Annotated in this window: 16 protein-coding genes; 10 read left to right on the top strand and 6 right to left on the bottom strand. The window is 69.4% G+C overall.

Translation table 11 applies throughout. The features are described from left to right. Positions 1 to 10: 10 nt before the first annotated feature. Positions 11 to 1,438 carry an alpha-amylase gene (locus tag QSK05_RS14925; protein WP_285597789.1) on the bottom strand — a complete coding sequence of 476 codons (1,428 nt, stop codon included), beginning with the start codon at positions 1,436 to 1,438 and terminating at the stop codon, positions 11 to 13. Positions 1,439 to 1,599: 161 nt separating this feature from the next. After that, positions 1,600 to 2,652 (bottom strand): LacI family DNA-binding transcriptional regulator, encoded by a 1,053-nt coding sequence (locus QSK05_RS14920; protein ID WP_285597788.1) that lies wholly within the window; start codon positions 2,650 to 2,652, stop codon positions 1,600 to 1,602. A gap of 369 nt (positions 2,653 to 3,021) precedes the next feature. Here QSK05_RS14920 and QSK05_RS14915 point away from each other — a divergent pair, with 369 nt between their 5' ends. Then, positions 3,022 to 4,680: an alpha-amylase gene (locus tag QSK05_RS14915; RefSeq protein ID WP_285597787.1), complete on the top strand. Its 1,659-nt coding sequence runs from the start codon at positions 3,022 to 3,024 to the stop codon at positions 4,678 to 4,680. A gap of 39 nt (positions 4,681 to 4,719) precedes the next feature. On the opposite strand, the gene QSK05_RS14910 is transcribed toward QSK05_RS14915, so the two are convergent. Together QSK05_RS14910 and QSK05_RS14905 are read right to left on the bottom strand one after the other, a co-directional pair. After that, positions 4,720 to 5,373 carry a response regulator gene (locus QSK05_RS14910; protein ID WP_285597786.1) on the bottom strand — a complete coding sequence of 218 codons (654 nt, stop codon included), beginning with the start codon at positions 5,371 to 5,373 and terminating at the stop codon, positions 4,720 to 4,722. Continuing rightward, complete coding sequence (locus QSK05_RS14905; RefSeq protein ID WP_285597785.1) at positions 5,370 to 6,608, bottom strand: sensor histidine kinase; 1,239 nt, start codon at positions 6,606 to 6,608, stop codon at positions 5,370 to 5,372. The genes QSK05_RS14910 and QSK05_RS14905 overlap by 4 nt, the downstream gene beginning before the upstream one ends. Positions 6,609 to 6,818: 210 nt before the next feature. Here QSK05_RS14905 and QSK05_RS14900 point away from each other — a divergent pair, with 210 nt between their 5' ends. The 5 genes from QSK05_RS14900 to QSK05_RS14880 all read left to right on the top strand — a co-directional run bounded on the left by QSK05_RS14900 (position 6,819) and on the right by QSK05_RS14880 (position 14,282). Then, positions 6,819 to 7,655, top strand: a complete 837-nt coding sequence (locus QSK05_RS14900; RefSeq protein WP_285597784.1) for a toast rack family protein — start codon at positions 6,819 to 6,821, stop codon at positions 7,653 to 7,655. A gap of 106 nt (positions 7,656 to 7,761) precedes the next feature. Continuing rightward, positions 7,762 to 8,742, top strand: coding sequence for an alpha/beta hydrolase (locus QSK05_RS14895; RefSeq protein WP_285597783.1), 981 nt, complete (start codon positions 7,762 to 7,764; stop codon positions 8,740 to 8,742). A 50-nt stretch (positions 8,743 to 8,792) separates the two neighbouring features. Beyond that, positions 8,793 to 9,809 carry an LLM class flavin-dependent oxidoreductase gene (locus QSK05_RS14890; RefSeq protein ID WP_285597782.1) on the top strand — a complete coding sequence of 339 codons (1,017 nt, stop codon included), beginning with the start codon at positions 8,793 to 8,795 and terminating at the stop codon, positions 9,807 to 9,809. A gap of 128 nt (positions 9,810 to 9,937) precedes the next feature. Beyond that, a complete protein-coding gene (locus QSK05_RS14885; protein WP_285597781.1) occupies positions 9,938 to 11,419 on the top strand; it encodes a flavin-containing monooxygenase in 1,482 nt (493 codons plus the stop codon). Positions 11,420 to 12,044: 625 nt separating this feature from the next. Next, on the top strand, positions 12,045 to 14,282 hold the full coding sequence (locus QSK05_RS14880; protein ID WP_285597780.1) for a choice-of-anchor J domain-containing protein: 2,238 nt from the start codon (positions 12,045 to 12,047) through the stop codon (positions 14,280 to 14,282). Between the two features lie 49 nt (positions 14,283 to 14,331). On the opposite strand, the gene QSK05_RS14875 is transcribed toward QSK05_RS14880, so the two are convergent. Further along, positions 14,332 to 15,267 carry an alpha/beta fold hydrolase gene (locus tag QSK05_RS14875; RefSeq protein WP_285597779.1) on the bottom strand — a complete coding sequence of 312 codons (936 nt, stop codon included), beginning with the start codon at positions 15,265 to 15,267 and terminating at the stop codon, positions 14,332 to 14,334. Positions 15,268 to 15,575: 308 nt separating this feature from the next. On the opposite strand from QSK05_RS14875, the gene QSK05_RS14870 reads away from it, so the two are divergent. Both QSK05_RS14870 and QSK05_RS14865 read left to right on the top strand, forming a co-directional pair. Then, positions 15,576 to 17,318 carry a SpoIVB peptidase S55 domain-containing protein gene (locus tag QSK05_RS14870; RefSeq protein WP_285597778.1) on the top strand — a complete coding sequence of 581 codons (1,743 nt, stop codon included), beginning with the start codon at positions 15,576 to 15,578 and terminating at the stop codon, positions 17,316 to 17,318. Between the two features lie 200 nt (positions 17,319 to 17,518). Beyond that, positions 17,519 to 17,782: a hypothetical protein gene (locus QSK05_RS14865; protein ID WP_285597777.1), complete on the top strand. Its 264-nt coding sequence runs from the start codon at positions 17,519 to 17,521 to the stop codon at positions 17,780 to 17,782. 36 nt (positions 17,783 to 17,818) lie between these two features. Here the strand turns inward: QSK05_RS14865 and QSK05_RS14860 are convergent, their stop codons facing one another. Then, on the bottom strand, positions 17,819 to 18,415 hold the full coding sequence (locus QSK05_RS14860; protein ID WP_285597776.1) for a hypothetical protein: 597 nt from the start codon (positions 18,413 to 18,415) through the stop codon (positions 17,819 to 17,821). A gap of 120 nt (positions 18,416 to 18,535) precedes the next feature. Here QSK05_RS14860 and QSK05_RS14855 point away from each other — a divergent pair, with 120 nt between their 5' ends. Both QSK05_RS14855 and QSK05_RS14850 read left to right on the top strand, forming a co-directional pair. Then, the gene (locus QSK05_RS14855) at positions 18,536 to 19,729 is read left to right on the top strand and encodes a sensor histidine kinase (RefSeq protein ID WP_285597775.1); all 1,194 of its coding nucleotides are present in this window, start codon (positions 18,536 to 18,538) and stop codon (positions 19,727 to 19,729) included. After that, the gene (locus QSK05_RS14850) at positions 19,726 to 20,385 is read left to right on the top strand and encodes a response regulator transcription factor (protein WP_285597774.1); all 660 of its coding nucleotides are present in this window, start codon (positions 19,726 to 19,728) and stop codon (positions 20,383 to 20,385) included. The genes QSK05_RS14855 and QSK05_RS14850 overlap by 4 nt, the downstream gene beginning before the upstream one ends. Position 20,386: the final 1 nt, after the last annotated feature.

The following is a 20,386-nucleotide window of genomic DNA, read 5'->3' as shown; positions in this document are numbered from 1 at the left end:
GCCCCGTGCATCAGATCCGGGCGCCGGTGTAGAGGGCCAGTGACCGGTTGGCCGCCAGCGTCGCGGTGAACGTACCGTTGGCGGCCACCGTGTACCGGGTGCCCGAACAGGACCCGGCCGAGTAGTCACCGCTCATCACGTCGCAGTAGGTACCGGCCGGCAGACTCGTCTGGAAGGTGCGGGTCACCGAGCTGCCCGCGGTGTTGAAGGCCGTGTAAGCGACCGCCCCCCGGCCGAAACCGATCTGCGAGCTGCCGTTGCTCCACCAGTTGGTCACGGCGCTGCCCCGGGCCGCATTGCGCAGGGCGACCATGTTGGCGATCCGGCGGTCGCGGTGCTGGCAGGTCCAGCCGCTGCCGCAGGAGGTGTCGGTGGTGGTGCCGTTGCTGCCGGCCGGCGGACCGGCGTCGGAACTGCTGAAGGCGTACCCGGACATCACCGCGGGGGTGCCGAACGGGTAGGCCAGCATGAAACCCTCGGCCAGGTAGTAGCGGTCGCCGTTCTTGTAATTGAGCTTCGTGCGGCCGTTGCGCTCGGTGTCGTGGTTGTCGATGAACACCTGGGCCTTGCCGGTGGCCAGGAGCATCTGCGAGGGCAACGTGGAAAGGCTTGCCGGACTTGCGCTCTGGAAGGCCGCCCCGACCACGTCGCCATAGCGGAAGTCGGTCACGTCACCGTTGCCGGTGTACTGGGTTGGGCTGTTGGCGCCACCCTCGATCACCTCCTGGTAGAGGTACGACGAGGGCTTGGTCAGACCGGCCTTGATCGCCGCGATGTCGGCCACCGCCATGTGTTTGGCGGCGTCCAGCCGGAATCCGTCGATCCCCAGCGAGATCAGGTCGTTGAGATAGGCGACTTCCTTGGCCCGCACCGAGGCCGACTCGGTCCTCAGGTCGGTCAGCGACGACAGCTGACAGGTCTGCACCTGCGTGACGCTGTTGTAGTCGTTGATCGCGCAGGGGGTGTGGAAGTCGGACGAGGTGTACGGAACGGCCGGGTTGTTCAGGTTGGAGAAGGTGTTGCCCGCACTGCCGGTGCCGGACTGGTTGGCGCCCTGCATGTGGTTGAGCACGGCGTCTACGTACACCTTGACCCCGGCCGCGTGACAGGTCGAGACCATCGCGGCGAACGCGGCCCGGTTACCCCGGCGGGTGACGAGCTGATAGCTGATCGGCTGGTAGTCCTGCCACCAGGGATAGCCGCTGCCGGACAGCACGATGTGCTCCTGCGGAGGGGAGACCTGGACCGCACCATAACCTTTGGGTCCGAGATTCGACGTGCACTCACGCCCGACGGAGGGCCAGTTCCATTCGAAGAGATGCACGATGGTGTCGTTCTGGCCGGCCGGGGGTGCGGCGGAGGCGACGGGCGCCGTCTGCAGGAGCAGGCCCACGGCCAGCGCGGTCGCCGACGCCGCGGCGAGAATTCTACGAAACATGTTGTCTCCATTGACATACAGGTGTTCGAGAAGGAATTGATCGGGGGGCGTCAATAGCGCCGACGCTATTGCGGCCTCGGATTCAGAATAACCGGGAATATGCCGGAAACAAACCCCTGAATTCCCGGCGACGGCATTAGTAAACCTAAGGGAAATGTCATTTACCGGTAAAGGTCGGGGATGTGTCCCGGCGGGGGCCCGACAGACTCGCGCTCGACCAGGGTGACCCCCAGGACGCGGCGCTCGGAACGCACGGTGGGCCACCCCGACAACTGGGCGAGCAGCACCTCCACGGCCGCCCGGGCCTTGCCGGGGATGTCCTGGCGCAAGGTGGTGATCTCGGGGGTCACATGACGGCCGATCTCCAGACCGTCGAACCCGATGATCGACATCTGGGCCGGCACGCTCACCCCGGCCCGGGCGAAGCCCTTGAGCAGGCCCGCCGCGATGACGTCGGCGGTGGCGAAGACCGCCGTGGGCCGCTCCGGCGCCGCCAGCACCCGCTGCGCCGCGGCGACGGCCGCATCGAAACCGGCGTCGCAGCGCACCACGTGCTCGGGCCGGGGACTCAGCCCGGCCTCGGCCAGGGCCTGGACGAAGCCCGCGTAGCGCTCGCGCACCACGCCGGGCCGGTCGAACCGGGGCCCGACGAAGCCGATGCGCCGGTGCCCGGCCACCAGCAGGCGGCGGCCGGCGAGCTGCCCGCCCAGCCGGTCCTCGATGCCGACATTGTTGATGCGGGGCGATGCGCCGTGGTTGTCGACGAAGACCATCGGCGCCGGGTAGGCGGCGTGCAGGGCCGCGACCTCGTCGGCCCGGGTGCCCAGGAAGATCGCGCCGTCGACGTTCCACGAGCGCAGGTTCTGGGCGGTGGCCTCGACGCTGTTGACCGAGTGCACCATGAGGTAGAGCCCGGCCCGGGTGATGTGCGCCTCGACCTCGCTGAGGAACAGCGAGTCGTGCGGGTTGGTGAGCGGCACGACGTCGCCGGCCTCGCGCCCGCCCCGCCCCGGGAAGGCCAGGGCCACGATGTTCGAGCGCTGGGCGCTCAGCGACCGGGCGGTGGCACTGCGGACGTACCCGAGCCGCTCGACGACCTCCAGCACCCGGGCCGCGGTGGTGGGGGAGACCCGCCCGCGGCGCCCGTTCAGCACGTTGGACACGGTCATCTTCGAGACGCCCGCCGCGCGGGCCACCTCGTCCAGTGTCGGCATCCCTCAGACCCCTTGGGTAGGCGGGCGGCAAGGTGGGAACGAAGTATACCGGTAAACCTTAAAGGTTCCCAGGGAGGGAATCGCAGAGGGATGGTCGCCGGAATTCGGGTGGGCCATTGCCTTTCGTGGCGGCCGTGGAGGCGGGAGAAGGAACCAGGTGACGCTCGGCGTTCCGATGCTCACGTACGGTCCGGTCGGCGTTCGTCCGTAAAGCCAAGCCATCCCTAAGTCTCATCGACGTGACCGGGCGATGGGTGGGCCGTTCTCACTGTGTCCCCGGTCAATTCGATAGACCGGATGCGTTAAGCCTTTTGATGGTGCAGGTTTCGCCGTTCCTGCGCGTCTTCTTCGCTGTTATGTTCCCCGACCATGACTTCCAGAGGACGGCGGCCCGGCCGGGGCCGCACCGTGACGATCGCCGGAGCCACTGCCGTTCTGGTGGTGGGTGTGTCCGCCACCGCCGTGCAGGCCTGGCCCCGCTCGGCCGAGGGCCACCACCGGGGACGGGGTGTGTCGGCGACCACCACCCCCACCGCCACACCCACCGCCACCCCCACGTCGACGACATCGGCGTCCCCTGCTCAGACGACGGCGACCACCACCGCCACCCCAGCGACGACGACGGCGGCCCCGACCGCCTCGTCCTCCGCGGGCACCGCAGCGACCGGCGGTGGCACGGCCACCCGGGGCGACGTGATCGCGAACCTGTTCGAGTGGAACTGGACGTCGGTCTCGAGCGAGTGCACCGACGTGCTCGGCCCGGCCGGGTACGGCGGCGTGCAGGTGGCGCCGCCGCAGACGTCGATCAAGCTCAGCGGCAGCCACCCGTGGTACGAGGTGTACCAGCCCGCCGGGTACGGCCTGGAGAGCCGGATGGGCAGTGAGGCCCAGTTCAAGGCGATGGTGACGGCCTGCCGCAAGGCCGGTGTGAAGGTCTACGTCGACGCGGTGATCAACCACATGGCCGGCAGCGGCGGGACCTCCTACGGTGGTGGCACGTTCGACAAGTACACCTACGCGGGTCTGTACACCAAGGACGACTTCCACCACCAGGGCACCGAGTGCAACACCTCCGACGGCAAGATCAACGACTACGAGAACGCCACCCAGGTCAACTTCTGCGAGCTGGTCGGGCTGTCCGACCTGAAGACCGAAAGCACCTACGTGCGGGGCGCGATCGACGGCTATCTGAACCGGCTGATCGGTTTCGGCGTCTCGGGATTCCGGGTGGACGCCGGCAAGCACATCGCCAAGGCCGACCTGTTGGCGATCATCGCCGGCCTGAACACCACCGCCGACGGTGAGAAGCCCTACGTGGCGCTGGAAGTGACCGGTGGTAGCGGTGACCTGTCACCGGCGGCCTTCACCGAGGTCGCGAACGTGCTCACCTGGGGCCCGCCCGCGCAGCTGAAGAAGGCCTTCAACGGCAAGATCGCGACCCTGAAATCCTTCGGTGAGAGCAGCGGCCTGCCGGCCTCGGCCAAGTCGCTGACCTTCGTGCAGAACCACGACACCGAGCGCGACGCCAGCTCGCTGACCTACAAGGACGGCGACACCGACCGGCTCGCCACCCAGTACCTGCTGGCCGGCGGCTACGGCCGGGCCCAGGTGTACGCGTCGTTCACCTACAGCCAGAGCGGCGACTCCCCGCCGTCCGACGCGGCCGGGAAGATCAGCAACACCAACTGCTCCGACGGCCGGTGGAACTGCCTGGACCGGGACAAGGGCGTGAAGGGCATGATCGCCTTCCGCAACGCGGTCGGCACCGCCAAGCAGGCCAACTGGTACGACGACGGCGCCAGCCTGATCGCCTTCTCCCGCGGCGCCAAGGGCTGGACCGCCCTGAACAACGGCTCCTCGGCCAAGACCCAGACGATCCAGACCGGTCTGGCCGCCGGGAAGTACTGCGACCTGATCACCGGCGGCACCACCACCGGCACGTGCTCGGGCACCACGATCACCGTCGGCTCCGACGGCAAGGCCACGGTGACCGTGCCGGCCAAGGGCGCCGTGGCGATCACCGCCTGATCGACCCGACGGGTCCTTCCCCTCCCCGGGAAGGACCCGTCAGTGCTGGTCGAGCCCCAGACGCAGGCCGAGCAGCGCCAGCTGGACCCGGTCGCGGCAGCCAAGTTTCTGCATCACCCGGGACACGTGCGACTTCACCGTGCTCTCGCTCAGGTGCAGCTGCTGGGCGATCTCCCCGTTGTTGGCCCCGGCGGTGACCTTGCGCAGTACGTCCAGCTCCCGGGCGGTGACCCCGGCCGGGAGCTCGGCACCGGCCGGTCCGGGCCGGGTGCTGCGCCGGATCACCGCCCGCGTGACACCGGGCGAGAGCACGGCCTCACCCGCGGCGCCGGCTCGCACGGCCGAGATCAGATCGGCGCCGGACGAGCGCTTGAGCAGGAACCCCGAGGCCCCGGCGGCGAGTGCCGCGGTGACGTACTCGTCGTCCGGGAACGTGGTCAGCATCAGCACCGGCAGGTCCGGGCGCTCGCGCAGGATCTGCGGCAGGGCGGTGAGGCCGTCCAGGCCGGGCATGCGGATGTCCAGCAGCATCAGGTCCAGTTCCGGGCGTTGCCGGGCCACAGCCACGGCCTGGTGGCCGTTCGCGGCCTCCGCGACCACGTGCAGGTCGGGCGCGGAGGCCAGGACGGTTCGCAGCCCGGCGCGCACGAGTTCCTGGTCGTCGATGACGGCAACCTTGATGTCGTGACTCACCCGGGAAGCATGTCAGGTGTCAGCGGCAGCACCACGTCCAGCTGGGTGCCGCCCCACGGGGACACCCCGACCGACCAGTCGCCGCCGAAACCGCGCACGCGTTCGGCGATCCCGGTCAGGCCCCGGCCGGTGCCGAGGTCCGCGTCCTGGACGCCGGTTCCGTCGTCGCCGACGCGTACGGACAGCAGGGAGTCCTGGGCGACGACGGTGAGGGACGCGCGGGTGGCCCCGGCGTGCCGCAGAATGTTGGTCATCCCCTCCTGGACGATCCGGTAGACCGTCAGCTGCAGGCCCGAGGGCACCGGCGCGGTCACCAGGATCGAGGAGTCGACGTGAAGACCGGCCTGCCGCAGGGCCTCCAGCAGTTCGTCGATGTCGCCCAGCCCCTTGTTCGGCTCCAGCGGCGCGCTCTCACCGTCGCGGTGCAGCGAGCGCAGGATCACGTCGAGCTCACTCATCGCGTCGTGGGACGCGGCCCGGATCCGTTCCAGCGACTCGGGGGTGCTCTCGGGCCGGAGCGTGGCGGCCTCGGCCGCCAGGGAGATGACGGAGAGGTGGTGGCCGACCACGTCGTGCAGCTCGCGGGCGAGGGCGGAACGCTCTTCCAGCGTGCGGTTCTCGTCGCGGACGGCGGTGACTTCCGCGCGGGCCCGCCCCAGTTGCAGGGTGAGCGCCCCGATCCGGTCCTGGGACGTCCAGATCCGCCCCGCCACGTATCCCGCAGCCACGGCCAGGGTCGGCACCGGGGCGATCACGGCCGGGGTCGTCCCGATCAGCGCCGCGACGGCCAGGACCAGCAGGGTCCATGCCCCGACCCGGCGACGTCCCGCGTACCAGCCCGCGACCGCCACCGGAAGGCACCACATCACGGACTGACCGAAGGGATCGGCCAGTCGATCCAGCCACCACCAGTAGCCGATCCCCCCGGCCAGGGCCACGACCGGTGCCAGCAACCCCGGCCCGAGCCTGACCAGCGGCAGGAAGCAGCAGAGCAGGAGGAACTGCCCGGTGAACCGGTCGTCGAGCCAGAATCCGCATCCGGCGACCAGCAGGGCGGTCACCACGTCCCCGGGACCGGGTAGATCGGGTAGATCGGGTAGATCGAGGAGACGGTGGGGGATGAGGGACGCGAGAACTGGCCATCGGCGGGTCAGCGTCCCGGACGTCCCGGACAGGGGGCCCGGGTGTTCGGGGGGACCCGGAGGCTCGATGGCCCGGGCGGCGGGGAGCGGCATGGGTTCGAGCCTGGCGGAAGCCGCACCGCTGTGTCGTCCTCTGCCGGTGCCGGTTGCGGGCCGCTCGAGCGGTACCGCGGTACCGGGTCACGATGCGGTCGCGCGGGGCCCTGGCGTGCCGTCCGGGCACAGCAGAGCCGGTTCCGTCGTCCGGGGCGAAAGCGGGCATCTCGGGTGGCCGCCGGACCTGGCTCCTTGAAGTATCGGGGCGTGTCCTCCAACGTTCCGCAAACGTCGTCGCCGTCGTCCCCCCAGCAGTCGCCGCCATCTTCTCCCGCGGCCGGGTGGCCCGGCGGGTGGGTGGTGGCCGTGGTCGCCGTCGCCGTCCTGGTGGTGCTCCTGGTGGTCCACTACACCGGCGAGCGGCGCGGGGACGATCGGTCGGGTACCGACCGCGTGGATCACACCCCGACCCTGGCCGCCGAGGGGCAGGCCGAGGCGCGGCTGGTGGTCACCGGAGGCATGGACCGGCTGACGGTGACCGCGGACGACCTCGGCGGCGACCTGGTGCGGGCCCGCACGCCGGAGGGGCAACGCGCCGTCCCGGTCCTGCGGGCACCGGAGTCGGGTGTGGTGCGGCTGTCGACCGAGGGAGCGGACGAGACCGGGGGCGGTGGGGTCGACCTGGCCGTCCGGCTCTCGAGCGACGTGCGCTGGGACATCGAGATCGCCGGCGGCTCCTCCGTGCTCGCCCTGGACCTGGGGCAGGCTCGTGTGCACAGCCTGGACGTGACGCAGGGTGTGGCGAGCGTGGATGTGCGTCTGCCCCGTCCGGACGGGACCCTGCGCGCGCGGATCGGCGGCGGGGCCAATGCGGTGCGCTTCCTGGTCCCCGCGGATGTTCCGGCCCAGGTGAGGTTCTCCGCGGGTGCGGGTCAGGCGGACCTGGACGGTGAGCACCACGGTGGGCTCGGCGCCGGCACCGTTCTGGAGGCACCGGCGTCCGGTGACTCCACCGACTCCACTGACTCCACCGACTCCACTGACCGCATCGAGGTGGCGCTCGACTCCGGGATCGGCAGCCTCGATCTCCAGCACGAGAACTGATCTTTTTATTCTCGGGACGAGCGCTGGCAAAAGCCCCACAATGACCTGATCCATTGGGGTGGAGCGGGTCAAGGTGGGGGAAGTTGTGTCGGGGGCTGAATCCAGGGTGGAAGAGACCGTACGGCCGGCCGGGAAGCGCAGCGTGTGGCGCCGGATCGGTCTGGTCGTCGGGGTGCTGCTCGCTGTGCTGGTGCTGCTGGTCGGTGTGTTGTACCTCTATCCGCTGGGCAGCGACCGGCTGCAGCACCCCGAGGTGAAGACCTTGTCGTTCGCCGAGGCCTCGGCGGTGGGGGCGGCCGCGGTGCAGCGTGACACCGGTGACGGCCAGGTGCGGGCCGAGTGCCGCAGCATCCTGCGGGTACATCCGGAGAAGACCGCGAAATCCGTTCTCATGCTTCACGGTTACACCAGCTGCCCGAAGGACTACGTGGCCCTGGCCCAGCTGTTCTACGACCGCGGTTACAACGTCTACGTGCCCCGGGAACCGCATCACGGCCTGACCGACATCGACGAGGCGAGCCAGGTGAAGACCGACGAGCTGGCGGATTACGCGAACGATGCGATGAACGTCGTGGCCGGACTGGGCACCGAGACCGGCGTGATCGGGATGTCGGGCGGCGGGGTACTGGCGACCTGGCTGGCCGAGTACCGCACCGACACCGTGACCCACCTGCTGGCCCTGTCGCCCTTCTACCAGCCCGCCGCGTCCCAGGCGCCCTCGTACGTGCTGCGTCCGCTGACGGTGCTGTACGGATTCCGGATCCTGCCCGACCGCCGCGTCGGGGACACCAATTTCACCCTGAGTGGACTGGGGCAGTACCTGCGGGTCAAGAGCAATCTGCGCGACGACCCCGTCAATGCCCGGCTGCGCAGCGTGGCGGTGGCCGTCTCGGCGAAGGACCCGTACATCGACCTGGACGCCGCGACGGCGATCCCGGCCGACGTCGCGCAGGCCAACGATCTGAAGGCCGCCGTCCACGAGTTCCCCGCAGAGTTTGATCTTGGTCACAACATCGTCAACCCGTCCGCGCTCGGCAGCCACGCCACCGAGGTCGGAAACCTCTACTTCGCCCTGTACGAGGGCTGAACCGCCAGCCCGGCGGGAAGAAGGAGCGGCCGCCGGTGTTGGATCCGGGTATGAAGAAGATCGGATTCCTCTCGTTCGGCCATTGGTCGGACACGCCCCACTCACAGACCCGCACGGCCGCTGACACCCTTCTTCAGTCGATCGAGCTCGCCGTGGCGGCCGAGGAGGTCGGCGCCGACGGCGCGTACTTCCGGGTGCACCACTTCGCCCAGCAACTGGCCTCACCGTTCCCGTTGCTGGCCGCCGCCGGGGCCCGCACCAGCCGGATCGAGCTGGGCACCGGCGTCATCGACATGCGCTACGAGAACCCGCTGTACATGGCGGAGGACGCCGGCGCGGCCGACCTGATCTCCGGGGGCCGACTGCAGCTCGGCATCAGCCGGGGATCACCCGAGCAGGTGATCGACGGGTACAGCTACTTCGGGTACGAGCCGAAAGACGCCGACCACGCGGAGATGGCCCGGGAGCACACCCGGCGGTTCCTCGAGGTGATCAAGGGTGAGGGCTTCGCCCAGCCCAATCCCCGCCCGATGTTCCCGAACCCGCCCGGACTGCTGCGGGTCGAGCCGCACGCCCCGGGCCTGGCCGACCGCATCTGGTGGGGCGCCGGCACACGGGCCACGGCCGAGTGGACCGCGCAGCAGGGCATGAACCTGATGAGTTCGACGCTGCTGAGCGAGGACACCGGAGTTCCGTTCCACCAGCTCCAGGCCGAGCAGATCCAGCGCTTCCGCGACGCCTGGAAGGCCGCCGGGCACTCGCGTGAGCCTCGGGTCTCGGTCAGCCGCAGCATCTTCCCGATCGTCAGCGACCTGGACCGGATGTACTTCGGCTCGGCGCGCGGCGGCCAGGACCAGGTCGGCTATCTCGACGGTGGCGCGGCCCGGTTCGGCAAGACCTACGCGGGGGAGCCGGAGCAGCTGGTCAAGGAGCTGGCCGACGACGAGGCGATCGCGGCGGCCGACACCCTGCTGCTGACGATCCCGAACCAGCTCGGGGTCGAGTACAACGCGCACCTGCTGGAGAGCGTGATGAAGCATCTGGCCCCGGAACTGGGCTGGCGCTGAGCATCGGCCGGGTGTCTCCCGTCCTGGCGGGGGACACCCGGATGCGGGTGCGGTGTATCTGCCCGGCGTGAACGAGCTCGTTCTACGGTGAAGGTGGGGAGCGGCTCAGGAACGACCGGGGGTCACTGATGAAGGTTGCCGTGGTGGGGGCGGGCTACGCCGGGCTGGGTACCGCCCGCATGCTGCTGCGCTGTGGGTTCGAGGTGACGGTCTACGACCGGGCACCGGATATCGGCGGGGTGTGGAGCCGGACCCGGCGCTATCCCGGTCTGCGCACGCAGAACGACAAGCGCACCTACGCGTTCTCCGAACTACCCATGCCGGAGCACTATCCGCAGTGGCCCGACGGTGAGCAGGTGCAGCAATACCTGGAGAGCTACGTCGAGTACTTCGGGCTCGGCCCGGTGCTGCGGCTGGGCACCGAGGTGGTCACCGCGGACCTGATCGACGGTCCGGCCTGGTCGCTGACCCTTCGTCCGGCCGGCGGTGGGGAAAGTACCCAGGAGGTGTTCGACCACCTGGTGGTCGCCAACGGGGTGTTCTCCCGTCCGGCCGTGCCGGTCCTCGCGGGCCGGACACAGTTCGAGGAGGCCGGGGGCCGGGTCGTCGCCACCTCGGACTTCCTCGACCTCGAGGACGCGCGGGGTCGCGACGTGCTGGTCATCGGCTACGGCAAGTCTGCCTGTGACCTCGCGGTGGCCATCAGCGACGTCGCGAGCAGTACCACCGTGGCCGCCCGGCGCCTGCTGTGGAAGATGCCCCGCAAGGTGGCCGGCGTGCTCAACTACAAGTACCTGATCCTCACCCGGGTCGGCGAGGCGCTGTTCCCGTACTTCCGGCCCTCCCTGCGGGAGAAGATCCTGCCCGGCCCCGGTGGCCGGGTCGGGAAGGGGATGCTGGCCGGGGTGCAGGCCATTGCCGTGCGCCAGTTCCGACTCCGGCCGCTCGGCCTGGTCCCGCCCGGCAGTTTCGGTGAGATTGCCCGCAGCACGGTCAGTCTCGTCACCGAGGGATTCTACGAACGGGCCGCGGACGGTCGCCTGCGGGTCCGCCGCGACGTGACCGTCGACGAGCTGACGGCACAGGAAGGACGCCCGCACGCCCGGCTCAGTGACGGGGAGACACTGCCTGCCGACCTGGTCGTCTGCGGTACCGGTTTTGATCAGCAGGTGCCCTTCCTCGCCCCCGAGGTGATCGCCCGGCTGCAGGACGAGCACGGAAACTTCTTGCTGCACCGGCAGATCCTGCCGCCGGACGTGCCCGCCCTGAGTTTCGCCGGCTACCGCTCCTCGTTCTTCTGCCCCCTCGGGTCCGAGATCGGCGCGGTCTGGACGGCCGCCTACCTGCTCGGCGGCCTGCGTCCGCCCCCGGCGGCCCAGATGCGGGCCGACATCGACGAGAAACTGCGCTGGATCGAGAAGTTCAGTGCCGGCAAGCACGCCCGGGGTACCAGCGTGATCCCGTTCTCGATGCACGACATCGACGAACTCCTGACCGACCTCCGGCTGGACGTCGGGCCGCTCACCAAGGCCCGGCAGTGGCTGCTGCCGGTCGACCCGTCGGCCTACCGTGGGATCGGCACCGCACTCCTGGCCCGGCACGGACGCTGAAGCGGTTTTCTTCACGGTCGGACAAGGTCGGCGCCTTCGGCGGCGAGGATCCTGGATGGGCGGGGGACGTTCGTGACCCACCACACCATGAACAGGGAATTCTGTGGCCTGCGGGATAGATGATGCCGAGCCCGGCCGGCGAGAGAGGACGTGCTCGTGGGCCGGCATGAATGCCCCAGGAGAAATTCTTTTCCCGTGTGAATCACATCCGCCGCAGGGGCAGCAAAAAGCGCTCACGCTCTTGGGGAATTGCTTTACTCTCCACCGCAGGCCGGTCCGCCTCTCGCGGGGGTTCCCGTGCTCGGACGGGCCTCCTGCGGCCTAGCTGGAACCGTGTCGAGAAACCGGCCCAGCCGTTCGCAGCACCCGGGTGACGGGCCGGGAAATGGGTGATCGACATCGGCTGGGCCGACGATCCCGTCGGGCGGCGAGCGGCCTCCACGAGCATGACGACATAACGCGACGTCCGACAAGTCCTGACTTTTATTGCCAAGTTCGACTACCTTTCATCACGACCCGGCCCGGACACGAGTTCCGGTTCGGGTGGGTGACTGCGCGGGCGTACCCCGTTCGTGCCGGCCGCCCACCGCGCAGTGACCTCCGTCCACATCTTCAAGGAGATTTGATGGTCCGGAAACGACTGGCGGCGACGATCGCTCTCGCGCTCGCCGTGCCGCTCACCACCCTGGCGTTACCCGCAGCCGCTGGTGTCGCAGCAACCACGCAGGACAAGCCCGGTGGCGCCGCTTCCGACATCACCATGGGCAACAAGGCCCCGCGTCTGGTGAACGGCAAGAAGGTCAAGGCTCCGACCAGCTACCAGGCGCCGAGCAAGGCCAAGCTGAAGACGTCGGCCGCGGCCGAGCCGACGCCGGCGGTCGGGACGGTGCGCCAGTGGGTCGCCTCCGACGACGTCGAGGGCTACTACCGCAAGGACTTCACCCTGCGCGGCGTGGGTGACCACATCGAGGTGTGGGTCGCCAACGACCTGGCGTTCCCCGAGGGCGACTGCCGCAACGCGGTCGCGGGCAGCACCACGATCACCGACGCGCAGGTGCAGGGCCTGGTCGACGAGTTCGACGACAACATGTATCCGAAGGAGACCGCGGCCTTCAGCACGCCTCCGGACCGGGACGGCTCGAACGCCCTGCTGGGGCCGGACGCGAACGGCAACGGTGGCGTCTACACCGGCGGGGGCGAGAAGACCGTCACCCTGGTCGACAACGTCCGCGACGACAACTACTACGACTTCCCGACGGTCCCGACCTACACCGCGGGCTTCTTCTCGTCTTACCTGAACGAGTTGTTCGACCGGAACACGATGACGATCGACGCCTTCGACTGGACGCACCGCACCACCGCGAACCCGGTGGACGCGTCGACCAGCGACCCCTGCACCAGCCGCCCGGCCCGCCCGTGGCTGTACGAGGGCGTTTTCGGGCACGAGTGGCAGCACCTGCTGCAGTACTACGCCGACCCGAACGAGGGGACGTGGATCAACGAAGGCCTGTCCGACTTCGCGATCTCGCTGACCGGGTACTCCAACTCCACGGCGACCGTCTTCGAACCCGGCTTCGACAACCACCTCATCTCGTACCAGGGCTACAGCACGGTGCCCTCGCCGTACAACCCCAACCCGCGCGACAGCGGAGGTGCGCAGAACTCCCTCAACCTCTGGGGTGAGGACAGCGACAACCCGAACGCGGTGCTGGCCGACTACGGCCACGCGTACTCGCTGATGCTGTTCCTCTACGACCGGTACGGCCTGGACTTCATGTCCGCGCTGCACCGTGACGGCGAGCGGCAGGGCATCGCCAGCCTGGAGGCCGAACTCAAGGCCGTCGGCGTCAAGGACGTCTACCGTGTACTGCACGACTTCCAGTCCTCCACGCTGCTGGACGCGTTCCTCGACGCCTCGAAGAAGTCGAAGATCTCGGGTATCTCGAGGTCCAGGGTGACCAGCAAGAGCCTCGAGGCCTCGGTCAACCTGGAGAACACGCAGTCGTACGCCGAGCCGGGCGCGGCCCCCAACGGTGCCGACTACGTGGAGCTGGAGGGCAAGAACGGCAAGGCACTGAAGGGCAAGGACCTGACGTCCCTGACGTTCAGCGGCGCCAAGACCCTGCCGCCGGCCCCGCTGGCCTGGACGATCGTGAACGACGACCCCGACCGGGCGGGTAACCCGGTGCTGTTCTCCGGCAACGAGAACAACACCGATGCCGCGCTCGTCACGCCCGTCACGGTTCCGGCCGCCGACCCGACGCTGCGGTTCTTGGCCAAGTACGGCGCCGAGGCGACGTACGACTACGGCTACGTCAGCGTCTCCACCGACGGCGGGAAGACCTACAGCGCACCGCTCCCGGGCAGCAACACCGTGGACGACGCGCCGCTGGGCCCGGGCCTGAACGGCACCACTGCCGGGTTCGAGGCGCAGGAGTACGACCTGTCGGCCTACGCCGGCCAGAACGTCCTGGTCAGCATCCGTTACGTCAGCGACGGCGGGGTCAACGAGGGCGGCCTGCTCATCGACGACCTCTCGGTCGGTGGCACGGTGATCAGCGACGGATCCAGCCTGGAGCCGTTCGACTCGCCCACCGAGATCGTGCCGGTCACGGTGAACAACTGGAACGTTCGCCTGGTCGGTCTGGACGCCGAGAAGCACCGGGCGATCCAGATCACCTTCGACGGGAAGTCGAGCATCAACCTCTCCTCGAAGAGCTCGGACCTCAAGAAGCTCAGGAAGTACGACCAGGTCGTGGCCGTCGTGGCCTACGACGAGCCGACCGAGCAGGTCCAGCAGTACGCGCCGTACACGCTGACGGTGAACGGCACCCTCCAGCCGGGCGGTAGCGCCCAGAGCTGATCGTGGTGCAGGGGTGCCCGCCGTCACCGACGGCGGGTACCCCTTCTTTTCACCAGGAGGTGAGGATCGCGTCGGCCAGTGCCGCCGGCTGCGACAGGAACGGCGAGTGCGAGGTCTCCAGCGTGACGACGTTCGTCCCGGCGCCGCAGACCTCGTCGATGTCCCGCACGAAGCGGCGCTGCAGGGCTTCGGGAATCGCGCGGTCCTGCGTACAGACCACGTAGGTGTGGGGGATGCTTCCGTACCGGGACGCCGTCACCGTCACCCGGTCCAGCGACGGCAGCAGCGGGGCGTCGCTGCTGAGCAGACCGATGGCCGCGTCGGCGGTCTCGATGTCCACGTCAGCGGAGAAGACCTCGCGGAAGGCGCTGCGGCGGGACGGATCACCGGTGTCGTAGCGCAATGCACCGACCACGTCGGGGTCGGCGGTCAGAAGGTCGGTCACGCCCGCGTCGGCGGCCTCGGGCAGGGCCGCGTAGTCGATCACGGAACCGGTGATCGGGGCGTAGGCACTGACGTGGACGAGGTGGGCGAACAGTTCGGGGGCGAGCTCGGCGGCCTGGGTGGCCACCACCCCGGCCATGCTGTGGGCCACCACGACGCACGGTTCACCGTTGCCGATCAGGCGGATCTGCTCGATCAGCGTGGCCACCGCGGACGCCGTGGTGATGCCGGACACGGGGGAGGGCTCGGTGGCGAACTGCCCGGCGCTGAAAGGCCTGGCCCAGCGCGCCTGCGGGGACCGGCTGGACAGGCCGTGACCGCTCAGGTCGACGGCGACCGAGGGGACACCGCGGGCGAGCACGGCCGGGCCCTGGCGGCGGCGATCCCCACCGCCCGGCTGGTCGAGATCGCCGCGCTGGGTCACATTTTCCCACCGGAATGGTCGCCCCACATCACCGGTCTGCTCCGCGAGCATCTGCGCGAGGCGGTCACCGGGAGAGTGGGCGCCACGGGTCCGTAGGTGGAGGGGAGCGCCGGTCATCCGGGGTTCCCTTTCGACCGGGACGAAAGTCACTGCCCGAAGGGGCGATTGGATCATGTACAGGCTACTGGCCAGGAGAGCAACCTCCCGCAGGAGGAAAAATCGCCCACCCGTCAGACCCAGGATGGGCTCCGCCCTACCCCTATAGTCGCATCTCCACCGAAAAGCCGGACAAGGCACCCGAAGCGGCTTATGGTCGAAGTCGCCGAGGGTTCACCACCACCGTCCGACGTAGGCGGTCGGTGAACGGCCCGGCGCCGCGCGGCAACGTCTGCCGCGCCTGGGGTTCTCGAACAGCAGGGGGAAACATGACCAGGTCCCACGTGGCCTTTGGTTTCATCACGACGGCGGTGGTCTCCGGCGTGCTCGTCGCCCTTCCCGGGGCGTCGTCCTTCGCCGCGGCGACGGACTGCCCGACGGCACTTCCCACCGCCCAGGCGGTCGACGGCCTGACCGGTACCGGTTACACGGTCGAGAAGGGCACCAAAGCCGAAGAATTCACGGCCACGGTGCTCGGCCGGGTCACCGACGGCATTGCCCCGGGCGTGGACATGATCATGGCCGAGGTCGACTCGCCCGCTCTCGATCGTGCGGGCGGCGTGTGGGCGGGCATGTCCGGCTCCCCGGTCTACACCTCCGGCGGCAAGCTGATCGGGTCGGTCTCCTACGGGCTGGCGGCGTCCTCGAAGATCGCCGGTATCACCCCGGCCGCAGACCTGCTCGCACTCAAGGCGGGCACCAAGAGCGCGACGAAGATCGCGGTCTCGTCGACGAAGGCGGCCCGCATCGCCAGCACGGGGGAGGCCTCCTCGAAGCTCGCCGCCAAGGGCTTCCAGCGGCTGCCGGTGCCGGTCACGATCACCGGTGCGGCCCCGAAGAACACCCAGCACTTCCTCTCCAGGATCGAGAAGAACAGTGGGCCGGTGGTGCGGACCAGTGCCTCGACCGCCTCGAAACTGAGCGCGAGCGCCAAGTCATCGCCCAGTGAGATCTTCGCCGGGTCGAACTACGCCGCCGCGCTGTCCTACGGCGACATCGCGGCCACCGCGCTGGGCACCACCACCTACGTGTGCGGCAAGACCGCGATCGCCTTCGGTCACCCGTTCTTCGGTGTCGGCCCGGCCGAGTACAGCGTGCACCCGGCCACCGCGGTCTACGTGCAGGCCGACCCGATCGGTGGCCCGTTCAAGGTGGGCAACCCCGGTGGGGTGGTCGGCACCGTGACCCAGGACGGCACGATCGGCCTGACCAGCACCCTGGGCACGGCCCCGAAGCACACCTACCCGATCACCACGTCGCTGAAGAACGCGGCCGGTAAAACCTTCACCGGCAAGACCGTGGGTGTCTACCAGCCCTACGCCGGTGACATCGCGGCCACCCACCTGCAGTCCGCGGTCGTCAAGGCCAACGGCGCGCAGGGGGCCGGATCGGCCGCGGTGACCTACACCGTCACCGGCACCCGGGCCGGCGGCAAGAAGTTCTCGCTGACCCACACCGACCGCTACACCGACTCCTACGACATCGCCTACGCCACGGCCGACGCTCTCTACGCGTCGATCAGCCCGCTCGTGCAGCAGGAGTTCGAGAACGTCAACATCACCGGCGTCAAGGTCACCGGAACGGTGAGCACCACCTACAAGCCCTACCGGGTGACGAAGGTGGAGACGAAGAAGAGCGGCCAGTGGGTGGCGCTCAAGGGCACCCAGAAGGTCACCTCCGGCGGCAGCATTCCGCTGCGCGCCACGCTGCTGGCCTACCGCTCCACGAAGAAGGTCACGGTGCCGCTGACGGTGGCGGTCCCGAAGAAGAGCAAGGGCTGGACCGGTTCGCTCACCGTGGCCGACAGCCTGACCGCCGCCCCGGGCACGAACGAACCGACCTCGCTGACGGCCCTGCTCGCCCAGCTGCGCAGCGTCCCGTCGAACAACGTCCTGGTCAGCAAGGTCGACCTGAGGAGCTCCAAGGGCGCCAAGCGACACAGCGTCCGTGAGACCGCTCTGAAGACGACCGTCAGTTCGTACTTCAAGACCGTCTCGGTGACGGTGAAGTAGCCGACCACCCGATCGGCCCAGTGCACGATCCATCGCGGTCACGACGAGCACCGGTCGGCGCTGAGTTCCTCCAGCGCCGACCGGTGCTCGTGGGTGGTGGCACTCGCGGTCGGGCCGGATCACGAACTATTGTCTCGTCATGACGGTTCTGGTGACCTGGCGGCCCGGGTGGTTGCGCGAAGACGGCCGGACCGTCTGAGGTGGGTGGCCCGGCGGTCATCCCCGGTGTTCTCCAGATCGAACCGGTGCCACCGCGGCCCGGCTTCGTGGCGGTGACGTTCCTCAGCGGTCCTCGTCTCACCGTCGACATCCCGCGCGCCAAGGTGCAGGAGATCCTCGACTGGTGGCTGACCATCGCCCCCGAGGTCGCCGTCGACGGTTACATTCCCGACGACGTCATCGCGCAGTTCCGTGACGACATCATTGCCGCCGCCGTGCCGGACACTCCCGGCCCCGCCCACTGAGCCCACGTTCCGGCGACCACGACGTCGTGGGTCGGCTCAGGCCCGGTTCGCTTCCGCGCGACGCAGCCGGACGGTGGAGACCAGGTAGAGGATCGCCCCGCCGACGGCGTAACCGGCCACCCCGGTGAGCATCAGTTCCTCCCGCGCCGCCTGGGCGAAGAACATCAGCCCGATCAGCGTGGAGAGCCCGCCACTGATGATCATCGCCACCTGGCCGGGCAGACCGGCGCGCAGCCGGATGATCGCGAGGGTGAGCTGGATCAGGCCGGTGAGCGTGGCCCAGACCCCGAAAACCCGCAGAACGGTTGCCGGGCCGTCGATCACGGCCACGATCAGGGCGACGGCGGTGATCGTGCTGATACCCGCGTTGACGAGCTGGGCGCGCCGGTCACCGAGGTTGCCGACCGCTTCCTGGGTCCGCGCGTCGAGGACGGACGCGGCCACGTCGAGGACGGGGTAGAGGATCAGGAGGACGACGGCCAGCAGGGGCAGGTCGGAGTCGGCGGTCAGGGTGCCGGCCGACGACAGCGACACGGCCAGCAAACCGGCCCAGGCCAGGGCGATGACCGCGCGGGCCAGGTAGAGCCGGGAGGTGGCGCTGATCGCGTCCCGTGCGGTGGTGGTGGTCGGCATGATGCGGTCCCGTCCTCAGAGGTGTGGGGGTTGTCGGCAGCGAGTCTGCGGGGGCTGCGGGACGGGCGCGTACTTCGAACGAAGTACATCTGCCGGACCCATGTGCCGCAGAATCGGGGCATGGTCAAGGAGGTCTGGCAACACAACCGGGTCGACGGCTCCACGGCCCCGGCGTGGATCCGCCGACCCGGGGTCCTGCACCTACTGGCCTACGCGGCGGCCACGCTCTCGTTCACCGGGCAGATCGTGGCGGTGGTGATCCACGCCTCGGACCGGGCCACCGTGCTGTCGGTGCTGCTGGCCGGCAGCGGGGTGGCTCTGTCGTGGTGGAGGCCGTGGGCCGGGCTGGTCGTGACCAGCGCGGCCGCGTTCGCCGTCACCGCGGTGGGCACCGATCCGCTGTCGGTGTGGATGATGGCGGTCTTCGTCCTGGTGTCGGTCACCTTCCGGGGCAAGCCCGCGGTGCCCGCGATCGCGGTGGTCGCGGTGTTCTTCCTGGGGGCGTTCATGACCGTGGGCGGATTCCGGGGCGGTGCCGACGTCGCTGTCGCGGCGCTCTTCTCAGCCATCGCCGGAGGAGCTACCGGGGCCGCGCTCCGGCATCACCGCGACCGCTGGTGGATGCTGGAGGAACGCGCCGAGAAAGCCGTCGCCGACCGCGAGGTCGAGGCCTTGCGGCGGGTGAGCGCCGAGCGCCTGCGGATCGCCCGCGACCTTCACGACGTGATCGGTCACCAGGTCGCGATGCTCAGCATGAACCTGGGAGTCGCCGAGATCGGGCTCCCACCGGAGGCCGAGAACTCCCGCCGCGCCTTGGTGTCCGCCCGCTCGAACGCCCGCACGGTGATCATCGAGACGCAGCGAATCCTCGCCCTGCTGCGCCGGGGCGACACCCCGCCCGGCGACGAGGCGCTGAGACCGACCCCGTCTCTGGCCGGGATACCGGCACTGGTCGCCTCGTTCGAGGAGATCGGGCTGAAAGTCTCCACCGGTCTGGAACTTCCCGAGGGGTCGGTGGAACCGGGAGTCGAGGTCACGGTCTTCCGGGTGGTCCAGGAAGCATTGACGAACGCCTACCGGCACGGGACCGGGACAGCCGAGGTATCCGTGCGGGAGCAGGAGGGCCGGATCCGCGTCACGGTCGAGAACCGGGTCGCCGGCGCGCGAGGTGGTAGCGCCCCGGGCGGTGGGCTCGGCCTGGTCGGGATGCGGGAACGGGTCGAGTCGTCGAACGGGAGCCTGACGATCGACAACCACGGTGGGAGATTCCGGGTGCGGGCCGAGTTCAGCCCGGTGAGGGAGGTGGCCGCATGACCCGGGTGCTGATCGTCGACGACCAGGACGACATCCGCGCCGGTATCCGCGCGATGCTCCAGCTCGACGACTCGCTGGAGGTGGTCGGCGACCTGTCCGACGGGCTCCAGGCCGTGCCGTTCCTGCGCGAGCACCCGGTCGACCTGGTGCTCATGGATATCCGGATGCCGGGGATCGACGGGGTCGAGGCCACCCGCCGCATCCGTGCCGAGCACCCGCCCCAGCGGCTCCGGGTGATCGTGCTGACCACGTTCGACCAGGACGACATCGTCATCGCCGCGCTGCGGGCCGGGGCCAACGGCTTCCTCGGCAATACGGTGAGCCCGGCCGAGCTGGTGGCCGGGATCACCGAGGTGATGGCGGGCGGGGGAGCGCTGTCGGCGGTCGCGACGGCCGCGCTCATCGGGCAGATGACCGCCGACCCACCGCCGGTGGTCGACAAGGACCTGCTGCGCCGGTTCGACGCCCTCACCCCCCGGGAACGGGACGTCGTCGTCCAGGTCGCGCGAGGTCTCAGCAACGAGGAGATCGCCGCCCAGATGTTCGTGTCGCCGTTCACCGTGAAGACCCACGCGGTGCGGGCCATGACCAAGGTCGGGGCCCGCGACCGCGCCCAGCTCGTCTCGTTCACCTTCCGCGCCGGTCTCAGCCCCTAGG

The organism is Kineosporia sp. NBRC 101731, assembly GCF_030269305.1.
Classification (GTDB): domain Bacteria; phylum Actinomycetota; class Actinomycetes; order Actinomycetales; family Kineosporiaceae; genus Kineosporia.
This window is presented reverse-complemented; position numbering and strand designations above follow the sequence as displayed.

Bases quoted from the DNA above. Each gene is read 5' to 3' on its own strand.
- QSK05_RS14860 (WP_285597776.1), bottom strand. From the start codon at position 18,415: ATGCCGACCACCACCACCGCACGGGACGCGATCAGCGCCACCTCCCGG.
- QSK05_RS14915 (WP_285597787.1), top strand. From the start codon at position 3,022: ATGACTTCCAGAGGACGGCGGCCCGGCCGGGGCCGCACCGTGACGATC.
- QSK05_RS14920 (WP_285597788.1), bottom strand. From the start codon at position 2,652: ATGCCGACACTGGACGAGGTGGCCCGCGCGGCGGGCGTCTCGAAGATG.
- QSK05_RS14855 (WP_285597775.1), top strand. From the start codon at position 18,536: ATGGTCAAGGAGGTCTGGCAACACAACCGGGTCGACGGCTCCACGGCC.
- QSK05_RS14885 (WP_285597781.1), top strand. From the start codon at position 9,938: ATGAAGGTTGCCGTGGTGGGGGCGGGCTACGCCGGGCTGGGTACCGCC.
- QSK05_RS14850 (WP_285597774.1), top strand. From the start codon at position 19,726: ATGACCCGGGTGCTGATCGTCGACGACCAGGACGACATCCGCGCCGGT.
- QSK05_RS14870 (WP_285597778.1), top strand. From the start codon at position 15,576: ATGACCAGGTCCCACGTGGCCTTTGGTTTCATCACGACGGCGGTGGTC.
- QSK05_RS14905 (WP_285597785.1), bottom strand. From the start codon at position 6,608: ATGCCGCTCCCCGCCGCCCGGGCCATCGAGCCTCCGGGTCCCCCCGAA.
- QSK05_RS14880 (WP_285597780.1), top strand. From the start codon at position 12,045: ATGGTCCGGAAACGACTGGCGGCGACGATCGCTCTCGCGCTCGCCGTG.
- QSK05_RS14925 (WP_285597789.1), bottom strand. From the start codon at position 1,438: ATGTTTCGTAGAATTCTCGCCGCGGCGTCGGCGACCGCGCTGGCCGTG.
- QSK05_RS14875 (WP_285597779.1), bottom strand. From the start codon at position 15,267: ATGACCGGCGCTCCCCTCCACCTACGGACCCGTGGCGCCCACTCTCCC.
- QSK05_RS14890 (WP_285597782.1), top strand. From the start codon at position 8,793: ATGAAGAAGATCGGATTCCTCTCGTTCGGCCATTGGTCGGACACGCCC.